This is a genomic window from Kitasatospora sp. NPDC008050, assembly GCF_042957465.1.
GTDB lineage: Bacteria > Actinomycetota > Actinomycetes > Streptomycetales > Streptomycetaceae > Kitasatospora.
On sequence record NZ_JBIBIJ010000008.1, the window covers coordinates 157,165 to 169,447 of the forward strand.

The window sequence follows — 12,283 nt, forward strand, 5'->3', positions numbered from 1 at the left end:
GCGAGGTCGGGGTCCGCGTCATCGCCGGGCCTCCTCGACGGCCGCACGGGCCTCAAGGCCGGCCCGGGTCTCCTGCAGGAGCAGCGGCAGCCAGTCGCCCACCGACGAGAAGCGGAACCCCAGGCGCTCCGCCCGGCCGGTGTCCATCGCGTAGCAGCGCTCGAAGGAGAACGGCGAGAGGTCGTCGCCGGCGCCGACCACCAGCGCCGGCGCGAGGCCGGCCGCGTGGCCGATCGCCGCGCACAACTCGGTCGCGTCCAGCGTCCCGTGGGACGCCGCGTTGACCGGACCGGTGAAGTCCGCCGCCACAGCCCAGGCCAGGAAGCGGGCGATCTCCGGCTCGTGGACGAAGGAGGCGCCCTGGGGCGCGGCGTGGACCGCCACCGGCAGGCCGTTGCCGATCCGCTCGACGTAGTGGGCGAGCCGCCCGGTGAAGTCACCGCCGCCGAGGACGTGCGCGGTGCGGACGGTGGCGACCTCGAAGGGCGCCTCCCGGGTGAGCAGCGCCTCCGCCTGGCGCTTGCCCTCGCCGTAGTTCTCGGCCCGGAAGTGCTCCTCGCTCCAGGGCAGTTCGAGGTCCACCGGCCAGGCCGAGAGGTCGAGGGCCTGCTCGGCGAGGGCCGGCCCGCCCGGCCGGCCCAGCTCGGCGTAGACCTCGACCGTGGAGGTCAGCAGATAGCGCCGGGTGCGGTCGGCGAAGACCCGGGCGGCGATGGCCGCCTGCTGCGGCGTGTAGCAGACCTGGTCGACCACGGCGTCGAAGCTCCGGCCGGCCAGTGCGGCACGCAGCGCCGCCTCGTCGTCGCGGTCGGCCCGCAGCCGGGTCACGCCGCGCGGTGGGGGCGAGGAGCCGCGGTTGACGACCGTCACCGCCGCGCCCGCGTCCCGCAGTTCCTCGATCAGCCGCCGCCCGAAATAGCGGCTCCCGCCGATCACGCACACGTCCATGCCGCGTTTCCCTCCCGGCCCGTCCTGTGACGACCTTGACGTCCTCTGCCGTCCGGTGACGGCCTTGACGTCCTGTGACGTCCTCGGTGACCAGTCTGTCGGGCGGTGGTCATCAGTAGTAGTGTCCACTTCACCCCCTCGTCATCAGGAGAACTATTGATCGACGTCCAGCGGCTGACCGTGCTGCGCGAGGTCGCCCGCCACGGAAGCTTCAACCAGGCGGCCCTGACGCTGCGCTGCACGCCGTCGGCGGTCTCGCAGCAGATCGCCGCGCTGGAGCGCGGCCTGGGCACGGCGGCGGTCGAACGCTCCACCCGCGGCGTCACGCTGACCGACGCCGGCCGGCTGCTGGTGGAGGCCGCGGACGCGATCGCCGCCGAGCTGACCGACGCGCAGCAGCGCATCGACCGCCTGACCGCCGTACAGACGACGCTCACCGTCGCCACCTTCGCCAGCGCGGGCCGCCGGCTGCTGCCCACGGCCCTGGCCGGGTTCGTCGCCGACCATCCGGAGGTGGAACTGACCATTCTGGAGGCGGAGCCGGAGGAGAGCCTGCCCGCCGTCCGCGAGGGGCGGGCCGAGCTGGCCCTCGCCTACCACTTCGAGGGTCCGCCGCCCGCCCGGTCCGGCGACCGTTCCGGCCTGGACTGGACGCCGCTGGGCACGGACCCGCTGCGCGTCGTGCTGCCGCGCGACCACCCGGCCGCGGCCGGCCACCGGGCCCGCCCCGCGCCGCTGCAGCTGGCCGAACTCGCCGACCAGCGCTGGATCCTGGGCTGCCACAAGTCCGCCGCCCAGCTCGCCCGCCACTCCGCCTCGGCCGGTGTCGAGCTGCGGATCGCCTGCACCGCGACGGACTACGACTTCGCGCAGTCCCTGGTACGTGCCGGCATCGGCATCGCGCTGATCCCCGAGATCGGCCTGACCCGGCACCCGGAGCTGGTCGCGCTCCCGCTGGCCGAGCCCGGCCCGCGCCGCCACCTGGGGCTGGCGCTGGCCCGCCGCCGGCGCGGACCCGCCGCCCGACTGGCCGAGGAGCTGGCCGCCCGCCTGATCGGGCAGGGGGATCGCTGACGCGAAAACGGCGGCTCCCGGCCACGGTCACGTGAGCCGGGAGCCGCCACCTGCCCGTCGGGGACGCCCCGTAGGACCGCCCCGACGGGCCACCGGAGGGACTACAGCGTGCCCGACTCCTTGATGGTGATCTTGCCCTTGGTGGCGCCGCTCTGCGAGCCCAGGGCCTCGATCTTCTTGACGATCTCCTCGCCCTCCACGACCTCGCCGAAGACGACGTGCTTGCCGTCCAGCCAGTCGGTGACGATGGTCGTGATGAAGAACTGCGAGCCGTTGGTGTTCTTGCCCGCGTTGGCCATGCTGAGCAGGTACGGACGGTCGTGCTTCAGCTGGAAGTTCTCGTCCTCGAACTTCGCACCGTAGATGCTCTTGCCGCCGGTGCCGTTGTGGTTGGTGAAGTCACCGCCCTGCAGCATGAAGGCGGGGATCACGCGGTGGAACCCCGAGCCGGCGTAGCCGAAGCCGTTCTCGCCCGTGGCCAGCTCGCGGAAGTTCCGCGCGGTCTTCGGCACGACCTCGTCGAACAGCTTGAAGACGATCCGGCCAAGAGGCTCGTCGTTCACGGTCACGTCGAAGTAGACGTTCGCTCCGGTGTCAGCCATTGTGCGCTCTTTCGCTTGGGTGTCGGAATCCTTACAAGCTGGGAGCTTAGCGTCCTGACGTGCGGTTTGCTGGTACTCCCCGGGGGTCATAGCATGTTCGGGCCGCGAAGGGCGCCTGCTGCGGCCCGTTCCCGCCCGCGCGGGGGGCGTTCGATTCCGGTGGCCAGCAGGAACGCGAGGCAGGCCACCGCGAGCAGCGCCGTCCAGAGCCAGGCGCTCCCCCGGTCCAGCAGCCGGGTGAAGAGGCTCGGTGCCAGCACGGTGGCCAGGCTCCAGCAGGTCTGGTGGAGGGCGAAGTACCGGCCGCTCAGACCTGGCGGAGCGAGCGAGGCCACCAGGTCGGGCAGCACGGGCGAGCAGACGATCTCGCCCGCGGTGTAGGCGAGAAGACCGGCCACCAGGCCGACCGCGGCCCACCCGGTGCCGGCCGCGGCCGCCGACCACAACAGGACCGAGGCGGCGGCGAACATCGCGGCCGCCAACCGCAGTCGGTACGGGCCGTACCGGCGGCGCAGCAGCTCGGCCAGCGGCGTCTGCAGGGCCGCGACCAGTGCGGTGTTCCCGGCGATCAGCAGCCCGGCCACCCAGGCGGGCCGGCCCAGGGTCCGGGTGGTGTAGAGCATGAGGACCAGCGGCACCGCCAGCAGGTTGAGGACGAACAGCAAGGTGGCGGCGTTGAGCGCCGCGAACGGGCGGTCGGCGAGCACCGCCCGGTAGCCGCCGGCCGAGCGCCGCTCCGGTGTCGACGCGGCGATCGCGGCGGCGGCGGGAGCGGGAGCGGTGACGGGACCAGCACCGGCACCAGGACCACCGGCACCGGCACCGGGCTCGCGCGGCCGCCACCGGGCGAGCACGGCGCCCGCCAGCAGGAAGCTGCCCGCGTTGGCCACCACCACCGCCCGGCCGCCGGTCGGGCCGGCACCCGTCGCGAGCGCCGCGGCCAGCAGCGCGCCCACCCCGGTGCCCGCGTTGCGCACCACCCGGAGCAGGCCGAACCAGCGCGCCCGGTCCGCCGGTTCGCAGACCAGGCCGACCAGGGCACCGTTCGCCGTCCAGAACAGGTTCTGCCCGGCGTTGGCCAGGAACCCGAAGGCCGTGATCTGCCAGGCGGATCCGGCCCTCAGATAGCCGAGGAAGCCGGCCGCCTGCACCAGGTTGGCCAGCGCCACCGAGCGGCGGGCGCCGATCCGGTCGACCAGCGGGCCGAACAGCGCGGAGCACGGCAGCGCGAGGGCCGCGGCCGCGGAGAGCGCGACCCCGATGGCGGCCAGCGGAAGCCGGGTGGTGTCGAGGAAGTAGAGCAGCGTGTACGGCAGGAAGAGTCCGGATCCCAGGCTGTCCACCAGCGACGCCGTCAGGAGCGGCCCGGTACCCCGGACGCGCGGCAGGCCCAGTCGCTCGCGCCGGGTCCGCGCCGGGCCGACCGCCTCATCGAGGGACATCACGGATCCGTTTCTCGGAGCGCCGACCGGCAGCGGCGGGGCGGGCGGGCCCCGCCGTTTCCCGGTCAGCCGTTGAAGAGGGTCAGCAGCTCGTCACGGGCCAGGCCGGGCCGGGCGAACTCACCGTGGATGGAGGTGGAGGTCATCCGGGCGCTGGTCTTGATGCCCCGCATGGTCATGCACAGGTGCTCGCCGTGCCCGATCACGGCGACGTCCTGACTCCCGGTGATCCGGATCAGGTCGGCGGCGATGTCGGCGACCAGCCGCTCCTGCAACTGCAGCCGGTGCGCGTGCTGGTGCGCGATCCGGGCGAACTTCGACAGCCCCAGCAGCCGTTCGGTGGAGCGGTAGGCGATGCTGATCGAGCAGTTGAACGGCAACAGGTGGTGCTCGCAGAGCGACCAGACCTCGATCCCGGAGACCACCACCAACTGCCCGGTGGTGGCCGTCTCGAACAGGGTGGAGACCGTGCCGGGGTCGTACTCGGTGAACTCCCGCCACCAGCGGGCGAAGCGCTCGGGCGTCTCCCGCAGCCCGTCCCGGTCCGGGTCCTCCCCGATCTCCTTCAACAGCCTGACCGCGAGGCCGATCAACGGGTCCGGGTCCGGCTCCGCCACGGCCGCGATCTCGATCGCCGCGGCGACGGCCTCGTCATTCACGTCGATGTCATTCACGTCGATGCGCATTCAGACGCCCCTTTCCTGTCCCCAGATCAAGGTGTGCAGCCGGGTGGTGAGGTTCCAGCCACGTCCGATGACGCCGGCCGCCAGCTGGTGGATGTGTTCGTTGACGCGCTCCGCGCTCTGGCCCTCGGGCATGATCCACACCGGGTCGAGGCCGTAGAGCGCCACGAGTTCGCCGACCTCGTCCAGGTCGGCGGTGTCGCGGCAGACGAACTTGAACGCGGCGCCCGGGGTGCGGGCCAGCGCCCGCAGTGCCGCCGGCCTGATCCGCCGACCGGCCCGGACTCCCGAATGGGCCAGTTTGGGTGAGACGTTGAACCGCACACCTGCCGCCACCAGTGCCGGGTGGGGGGCGTGGGTGCCGTTGGTCTCGATCTCCACCTCCATTCCCCGGCCGGTGAGCAGGTCGATCAGCGGCACCAACCGGTCCTGCTGGCCCAGTGGTTCGCCCCCCGAGACCACGACCAGGCCGACCCCGAGAGCGGACACCTGGTCCGCGACCGAGGCGACGGAGCGGCGGTGCAGCTCCTGGCGGGGGTCGTAGGCGATGCCGGTGTCACTGCTGCCCTGCCAGTCCCAGGTGTACGGGGTGTCGCACCAGCGGCAGGTCAGGTTGCAGCCGCCCAGGCGCACGAACGCGCAGTGCCGGCCGAGCGAACGGCCTTCGCCCTGGACGGACTAGGTGGGGCCGAAGATCTCGTTGACGACGATCTGCGGTTCCACTGGCATCACCTCCTCGTGGTTCACGGGCCGGTCCCGGTGCCCGGTCACGGGCGGAACTCGGCCCAGGTCTTGGGCGTCTCGGAGATGCGGACGGCGGACAGCTCGGGCAGCTGCGCCGACCACTGGTCGTAGATCCATCTGGCCAGGTTCTCGGCGCTCGGGTTGGACTTGATGATGTCGTTGAGGTGCTGGTGGTCGACGGTCGCGTCGATCCACTTCTTGAACGGCGCCAGATCGCCGTAGTCACGGACGAATCCGGTCGGCGTCAACTGATCGGCCTCGGCGGCGAGTTCCACCTCGACCACGTAGTTGTGGCCGTGCAGGCGGGCGCACTGGTGCCCGTCGGGCAGGCCGTCGAGTCGGTGGCTGGCGGAGAACGCGAACTGCTTGCTGATCCGCATCGTCATGGCTGTGGTCCCTTCTCTTCGTGGGTCAACGCCGGTACTCGGTGGGGTCCTTGACGGCGGCGGCGACGAACGCGGTGCGCCGCTCCACGCAGGCCGCGCAGCTGCCGCAGTGGAGCTCCTCGCCGCGGTAGCAGGTCCAGGTCTGCTCCCAGGGCACGTTCAACTCCTCGCCGAGGGCGACGACTTCGTGCTTGTGCAGGGTGCTCAGCGGTGCGAGCAGCGCCAGGTCAGCGGTGCTCCGGCCGCGGGTCGCGATCCGCTCCATGGCGAGGAACGCGTCGAGGAAGGCGGGCGAGGTGTCCGAGGGGCCCACGTCGTCGGCCATCACCCCGAACGCGACCGCCGGCGCCCGCTCCACCACCGCCACCGTGAAGGCCACCGCCAGCAGGACCGCGTTGCGGTTGGGCACGATGTCGGGGTTGGCGCCGGCCGGCGCCCGGCCCGCGTCCGGGACGGGGACGGCGGGGTCGGTGAGCGAGGAGCCGCGCATCAGCCGGCCCACCGAGGTCAGGTCGACCTCGTCGTAGGTCGTGCCCAGCCGCCGGGCGGCGGCGCGGGCGCAGTCGAGCTCCCTGCGGTGGCGCTGCCCGTAGTCGACGGCCACCAGGTGCACCCGGTGCCCCTCGGCGACCAGTTGGTGGGCCATGGTGACCGAGTCCATCCCGCCGGAGACGACGGCGACGACGCTGCTCACTGGTCGTTCCCCTTCCCGGTGCCGTGGCCGGCGCCGCCCGGCTCGGCGGGGCCCGGCACCGGTGCCACGTCGAGTGCGTAGAGCTGAGCGAGTTCCGCCAGGCGCAGCGGGACCTCCTCCTCACGCTCCACCGCGAACAGGACCACCCCCGTGTGCGAGGTGGAGTAGAGGTCGGGGTCGATCAGGTCGCCGACCCGCCGGGTCAGGGAGACCTGGAGCACGTCCGGCAGGGCCGCCAGCTTCTCGGCCGGGGTGATCGCCGTGATGCGTCCCGGGCGGGCGGGCAGCATCGAATTGACCACGATGTGGTCGGCCGAGTGCGGGCTCAGTGTCGGCGCCAGCCCCAGCGAGGTCTCCAGGAACGCCTGCCACAGGTCGACCCCGTACTGCAGGGCGAGCCCTTCGACCAGTCCCCCGCCCGGCGGGCGGCAGGCGAGTTCGCCGACCAGGATCGCGTCGGCGGTGCGGAACATCTCCACGTGCGCGACCCCGGAGCGCAGGCCCACCGCGGTGAGCACCCGGCGCAGCAGGGCGTGGGCCGCGGGCCGGTCGGGGTGGCCCTCGGGCAGCGGGTAGGAGCCGACGAAGCCGCCGAGGCTGCGCAGCACCGGCCCGTGGTAGCGGGAGACGGCGGCGAACAGCACCTCGCCCTCGTGCACCACGGCGTCGCAGTGGTACTCGGCGGCCATCTCGACCAGCGACTCGACCAGCAGCGGCGTGCGGCGCTCGCGCAGCCGCTGCGCGCGCGGGCCTTCGGCGAAGGCCAGGAAGTCCTGCGGGGTGGCCAGTTCGACGACGTCGAACGCGCCGCCGCCGAAGGTCGGTTTGACCACCACCGGCCAGCCCAGCTCGGCGGCGGCGGCCGGTACGCCGTCCAGTCGGTAGACCGGCCGGAAGGGGGTGACCGGGACTCCGGCCGCGGCCAGGGTCCGCTTCATCACGTACTTGTTGGAGCAGGCGTTGGCGGTCTCGTAGCCGATGCCCTGGATGCCGTAGTGCGAGCGCAGCAGCCCCGAGGCGGCGATGCCCGCCTCGGCGGGGGTGAGCACCGCGTCGATGGGCCCCTCGGCGAGGATGTCCAGGGCGGCGTCGCACACGGCGCTCAGGTCGTCGATGTCGGCGACGGTGGTCACCTCGGCCCGTGGTCCGTGGAGTCCGGCGAACGCGGGCTCGGTGATGACGTGCACCCGGCCGAGCAGTTCGTCGGCCAGCAGCCGTGCGGGGAGCGGCTTGTAGGAGCTGACGACGAGCACGTCGTGCCTGCCGCGGGCGGTCATGCAGCGCTCTTGCGGGCGATGAGCACGAACCAGTGCCTGGCCAGGTGGATGCCGCGCTCGCCGGTCGCGCGCGCGAGGTAGCTCTCGAAGGCGGGCCGGTCGGCGACCGGGTCGAAGTCCTCGAAGATCGGGACCTTGCCGAGGAACCCGCGCAGGTCGTCGGGGTGGTGGAAGTACTCGTCGAACCGGAACGAGCGCTGCTCCACGTCGAAGCCCGCGGCCGTGAGGCGGGCCCGGCCCTGATCGGCCAGCGGGGCCTCGTGCCAGCCGCCGTAGTTCTGGCCGCGGCCGAAGGCCTCCTTGAGCGCCCGGACGTCCTGTTCGCCGATGCCGAGGTGCACGACGGCGCCCTGCGGGGCGAGCACCCGGTGGAACTCGGCCGGGAACAGCGGTCCACGCCGGGAGCAGAGCACGTCCACCGAGCCGTCGGGCAGGCCGGTGGCCGAGGCGTCGCCGACCTCGAAGTCCACGTGGTCCAGGCCGGATTCGCGCTGGTTGCGGCGGGCGGCGGCCACCATCTCGGGCGAGAGGTCGATGCCCCGCACCCGCCGGAACCGGTCGGCCACCGCGAGCAGGTTGCGGCCGTCGGCGCAGCCGACGTCCAGCAGGCTGCCGCCGCCCAGCGCGGCTAGCATGGTGTCGACGTAGACCTCGGGGTCCCCGTCGGGGTAGCGGGTGTCACGGGGCGGCCAGTCGGGGTAGCCGCCGAACCGTGCGGCCACCTTGGAATAGAACGCGGGGTTGGTCACAGTCGCTCGCCTCCTCGGGCGGGTGCCGGCCGGGGCCGGGGAATGCGCCCGGGTGGGCGCGGGCGCCTCACGCGGGGGTCAGCGGGACGCCGAGCTTGCCCAGGATCGACTCGCCCGCGACGGCCGGCGCAAGGCCCAGGCCACCGCCGGCGGGGGCGGCGAGCGGCTCGATCACGGCGTCCGGATCGGCCTCGAAGAAGAACACCAGGGAGACCTGCTCCTCGTCGGGGGCGTCCGCCCCGGGCGCCGGCACCCGGTGCCGCAGGGCGCGCCAACGGCCGTCCGTCCACAGCTCCATGAGGTCGCCGAGGATCACGATCAGGGTGTCGGAGTCCATGGGGTAGGCGGGCGCGAACCAGCCGTCGGCCTCGTTCCACACCTCCAGGCCGCTCTTGCCCGGCTGACGGTTCAGCAGGGTGAAGGTCCCCAGGTCGGTGTGCGGGGCGTTGCGCATCCGCCCACTGCCCGGCTGCCCCAGCCGGTTCAGCGACGGGTACCAGCTGACGTTCTGCGTCCAGGTGGCCCGCCGGGCCCGGGAGGTGAAGAAGTCCGCCGGCTGCCCGAGCAGTTCGGCGAACATCCGGTTGACCTGCCCGGCCACCCTGACCATGTGGCCGGTGTACGCATCGGCTGCCTCGCGCAGTTGCGGCAGCTCGGCGGGCCAGCGGTTGGCCGGGTAGAAGAGGTTGTCGAACGCGGTGTTCCCGGTGCGGTGGGTGGGCCCCGCGTAGAAGGACTCGTGCAGGTCGGGGGCGCTGGTGTCGTCCGCGATCGCGGCCGGGATGCCGACGTTGCGGTGCACCTCGCGCCAGCCGTTGTCGTACTGTCCCTGGATCTCGTAGCCGAGCTTGGTCTGCCGCGGCAGCCGGAAGAACGACAGCCCCGCCTGGCGGAAGTCCTCGCCGCCGGCGCTGGGGACGCCGTGACCGGTCAGCAGGAACATGCCGGTCTCGCGCAGGGCCGCGTCCACCGGGAGCAGCAGGTCCGCGCGCCGGCCGGTGTCCGCGGCCAGCCATTCCTCCAGGTCGACGGAAGGGATTTCGGTGCTCACAACTGCACGCTCCTTTGGGTGCGGTCCGGGGGATTGTGGCGGAATTCCGCAGCCGCTCAGGGGAATTCGGAGTCGCTCCCCCTGACCCAGTCTCAGCCGCCCCCCGAACGGATGTCAACGACATGGTTGAAGGTTAACCAGAAAACGCCGTCCGACCGCGGGAGAGCCGCACCCAGCGTCCGCATTCCCGACTTCCGCCGAATTATCATTAAATGATTTGTCAGCGAACAAAGCTCGACGCTTTCCCTTGATGCGCCGTCTCCGATCCCCGGCTGCCCTGGGATCACACAGGGGCGATTTCACGCCAGAATACGATCATCATGCCAATGGCCAATGGCCTGTGGCCTGTGGCCTGTGGCCTGTGCCGACTCCGGCGTCACCCGGTGACGTGACGTTCGATCCAGTCCGCCGCGGTGCGGCGGAACAGGACCCGGCTGCGCGTGCGCCGGAACTCGTGGCCCTCGCCCGGCAGGAGCAGCAGCTCGGCGGGGATGCCCCGCCGGCGGGCCGCCCGGACCAGCTGCTCGGACTCGCCCGGCGGCACGTTGGTGTCGTGCTCGCCGTGGACCGTCAGCACCGGCACCCGCAGCGCGTCGATGCGGCTCATCGGGGACAGGGCCCGCAGCAGGTCACGGTCCCGCTCGGGGTGGCCGTACTTGGCGGCGGCCGAGCGGGCGATCCAGGGCTCGGTGCCGGCGAAGAAGGTCAGGAAGTCCGACATGCCGCACACCGAGACACCGGTGCGGAACAGCTCCGGGTGCCAGACCAGGGAGGCCAGCGTGAGGTAGCCGCCGTAGGAGTGGCCCATCACGGCCAGCCGCCGGGCATCGGCCAGTCCGAGGGTGATCAGGTGCGTCGCGCAGTCCGCGACATCGTCGATCGCCGCGAACCGCCCGGTACCGAGGTCGGCGTTCACGAAGGAGCGGCCCGAGCCGAGCGAACCACGCACGTCGGGGGCGAACAGGTCCAGGCCGTGGCCGAGCAGCTCGTGGTAGAGCGGCTCGAACACCGGTCGCTCCTGCTGCTCCGGCCCGCCGTGCAGGTGGATGACGCACGGGGCCCGGCCGTCGGGCTCCCGGCCCGGCGCGCGGTAGTACCAGCCGCCCAGTTCCAGCCCGTCGCGGGCGCGCAGGCGCAGGTGCTCGGGACGCACCGGCGCGGCCTGGTCGGGTGCGACGACGTCCTCGTCACGCGAGGACCACGGAGTCCGCAGCGGCGTCACGCCGTCGGGCGTGTGCCAGACACCGGGCCGGCGGCGGGAGCCGGAGACGGCCAGCACCAGTCCCCGCGGGCCGGCCGGGCTGATCCGGGTCACCACCTCGTGCGGCAGCGCCACCGCCCGCGGGGCGAGCCCGCCCGACGCCTGAACCGCTTGCTCCGCCTCCGACGCCGACACCGCCTCCGACACCGAAGGGGCGGGCGGAGCCGGTGCGGCGGGTGCGGCGGGTGCGGCGGCTGCGGCGGGTGCGGCGGGTGCGGCGGGCAGCGCGATGGTCTCCAGCTCGGTACGGCCGCGCATGTTCCACGCCAGCACCGCGCTGCGACCGTCGGCGGCGACCGACAGCAGCTCCAGGTCCGCGTCCTCGCGCCCGGCGGTCACCACCCGGCGCAGGCCGCTCCCGTCCGGCCCGAGCTCGACGGTGATCAGGGCCGCGAACTCCCGGTCGGCGTCGCTGCGCAGGTAGAGCCTGCGGCCGTCGGGCGAGAACCGGCCGATCCACGGATCGCCGTCGGCCACCGGCACCGAGTAGGCCGTCCGGCGGCCGTCGGTCCGCAGCACCACGGCCTCGCGCCCACCGCGCGGTCCGCGCAGCAGCAGGACGAGCCGGCCGTCCGCCGTGCTGTCGCACACCCGCAGCGTGGCGCCCGCGGGTTCGGTGGCGATGAGCTCGGCGGGCCGTACGCCGGCCGGATCGGCCAGGAAGACGGCCAGCCCGCCACCGGTGAGGTGCGGCTCCGAGTCGGGCGCACCGGGCGCCGGCCGCGAGGCGCGCAGTACCGCCGCGTCCGCCGCCCCCGGTGGCCCGAGCTCGCCCCGGTGGGCGCCGCCGAGCAGGACCGGGTGCCCGCCGCCACTCCACTCCCCCGGCGGCCCCTCCTGCTGCGAGCGGTGCGCCGGGGCGGGGCCGGCCACGCCCCGCTCGACGAGGAGCAGGCCGGCCGGCGGATCGGTGGCGGTGACGGCGAGCGCCGAACCGTCGCGGCTCCAGCGGCCGAGGTAGGCGGTGGAGCCCGCCGCCGCCCCGGCCAGCACCCGGCGGTCGCTGCCGTCCGGCCGGATGCAGAGCACCCGGGTGAGTTCGCCGCCACCGGGAGCGGTGGTGTAGGCGATCCAGCGGCCGTCCGGCGACCAGGAGACCTCGATGACCGGGTCGAGCCCGGTGTCCAGCAGGTGCGGGTCGTCGCCGTCGGCCGGTCCGGTCCACAGCTGGGGGACCCCGCCCCGGTTGCAGATGAAGGCCACCTGGGCGCCGGTGGGGTCCGCCGACGGGTACCAGCAGCCGTGCGCGCTCACCGGGCTGTGCGACTCCCGGGCGCCCCGCGCGTCGGGCAGGGCCTCGACGAGGGGCGCCGGGGAGGGCCGTGGCCACCACGGTCCCGCGGGGTCCGTCTGCCGGTCCGCCATGCTCCGC

Annotated in this window: 11 protein-coding genes and 1 pseudogene; 1 reads left to right on the top strand and 11 read right to left on the bottom strand. The window is 73.3% G+C overall.

Annotated features, from left to right (window positions below; translation table 11 throughout):
- Positions 1–18: 18 nt before the first annotated feature.
- Positions 19–948, bottom strand: a complete 930-nt coding sequence (locus ACFZB9_RS17895) for an NAD-dependent epimerase/dehydratase family protein (RefSeq protein WP_391448153.1) — start codon at positions 946–948, stop codon at positions 19–21.
- A 156-nt stretch (positions 949–1,104) separates the two neighbouring features.
- Here ACFZB9_RS17895 and ACFZB9_RS17900 point away from each other — a divergent pair, with 156 nt between their 5' ends.
- Entirely contained in the window at positions 1,105–2,022 is a 918-nt protein-coding gene (locus ACFZB9_RS17900) for a LysR family transcriptional regulator (protein ID WP_391448154.1), read from the top strand.
- Positions 2,023–2,123: 101 nt separating this feature from the next.
- Here the strand turns inward: ACFZB9_RS17900 and ACFZB9_RS17905 are convergent, their stop codons facing one another.
- The 10 genes and pseudogenes from ACFZB9_RS17905 to ACFZB9_RS17950 form a co-directional block, all read right to left on the bottom strand.
- Entirely contained in the window at positions 2,124–2,624 is a 501-nt protein-coding gene (locus tag ACFZB9_RS17905) for a peptidylprolyl isomerase (RefSeq protein WP_391448157.1), read from the bottom strand.
- 86 nt (positions 2,625–2,710) lie between these two features.
- Positions 2,711–4,066, bottom strand: coding sequence for an MFS transporter (locus ACFZB9_RS17910; protein ID WP_391448159.1), 1,356 nt, complete (start codon positions 4,064–4,066; stop codon positions 2,711–2,713).
- A 65-nt stretch (positions 4,067–4,131) separates the two neighbouring features.
- Positions 4,132–4,752 (bottom strand): GTP cyclohydrolase I, encoded by a 621-nt coding sequence (gene folE, locus ACFZB9_RS17915; RefSeq protein WP_391448161.1) that lies wholly within the window; start codon positions 4,750–4,752, stop codon positions 4,132–4,134.
- Positions 4,753–5,412, bottom strand: a pseudogene (locus ACFZB9_RS17920) (7-carboxy-7-deazaguanine synthase QueE); the annotation flags it as partial.
- Positions 5,413–5,516: 104 nt separating this feature from the next.
- Positions 5,517–5,879, bottom strand: coding sequence for a 6-carboxytetrahydropterin synthase QueD (gene queD / locus ACFZB9_RS17925; protein WP_391448163.1), 363 nt, complete (start codon positions 5,877–5,879; stop codon positions 5,517–5,519).
- Positions 5,880–5,904: 25 nt separating this feature from the next.
- Positions 5,905–6,573 carry a 7-cyano-7-deazaguanine synthase gene (locus tag ACFZB9_RS17930; RefSeq protein WP_391448164.1) on the bottom strand — a complete coding sequence of 223 codons (669 nt, stop codon included), beginning with the start codon at positions 6,571–6,573 and terminating at the stop codon, positions 5,905–5,907.
- Positions 6,570–7,850: an ATP-grasp domain-containing protein gene (locus tag ACFZB9_RS17935; protein ID WP_391448166.1), complete on the bottom strand. Its 1,281-nt coding sequence runs from the start codon at positions 7,848–7,850 to the stop codon at positions 6,570–6,572. The genes ACFZB9_RS17930 and ACFZB9_RS17935 overlap by 4 nt, the downstream gene beginning before the upstream one ends.
- Positions 7,847–8,599, bottom strand: a complete 753-nt coding sequence (locus ACFZB9_RS17940) for a class I SAM-dependent methyltransferase (protein WP_391448168.1) — start codon at positions 8,597–8,599, stop codon at positions 7,847–7,849. Before ACFZB9_RS17940 ends, ACFZB9_RS17935 begins: the two co-directional genes overlap by 4 nt.
- Positions 8,600–8,666: 67 nt before the next feature.
- Positions 8,667–9,650 (bottom strand): isopenicillin N synthase family dioxygenase, encoded by a 984-nt coding sequence (locus ACFZB9_RS17945; RefSeq protein ID WP_391448170.1) that lies wholly within the window; start codon positions 9,648–9,650, stop codon positions 8,667–8,669.
- A gap of 376 nt (positions 9,651–10,026) precedes the next feature.
- On the bottom strand, positions 10,027–12,276 hold the full coding sequence (locus ACFZB9_RS17950) for an alpha/beta fold hydrolase (protein ID WP_391448172.1): 2,250 nt from the start codon (positions 12,274–12,276) through the stop codon (positions 10,027–10,029).
- Positions 12,277–12,283: the final 7 nt, after the last annotated feature.

What these genes read in the sequence shown, in the direction of transcription:
- ACFZB9_RS17895 (WP_391448153.1), bottom strand. Translation starts at nt 948, where the DNA reads ATGGACGTGTGCGTGATCGGCGGGAGCCGCTATTTCGGGCGGCGGCTG.
- ACFZB9_RS17905 (WP_391448157.1), bottom strand. Translation starts at nt 2,624, where the DNA reads ATGGCTGACACCGGAGCGAACGTCTACTTCGACGTGACCGTGAACGAC.
- ACFZB9_RS17910 (WP_391448159.1), bottom strand. Translation starts at nt 4,066, where the DNA reads ATGTCCCTCGATGAGGCGGTCGGCCCGGCGCGGACCCGGCGCGAGCGA.
- folE (WP_391448161.1), bottom strand. Translation starts at nt 4,752, where the DNA reads ATGCGCATCGACGTGAATGACATCGACGTGAATGACGAGGCCGTCGCC.
- queD (WP_391448163.1), bottom strand. Translation starts at nt 5,879, where the DNA reads ATGACGATGCGGATCAGCAAGCAGTTCGCGTTCTCCGCCAGCCACCGA.
- ACFZB9_RS17935 (WP_391448166.1), bottom strand. Translation starts at nt 7,850, where the DNA reads ATGACCGCCCGCGGCAGGCACGACGTGCTCGTCGTCAGCTCCTACAAG.
- ACFZB9_RS17950 (WP_391448172.1), bottom strand. Translation starts at nt 12,276, where the DNA reads ATGGCGGACCGGCAGACGGACCCCGCGGGACCGTGGTGGCCACGGCCC.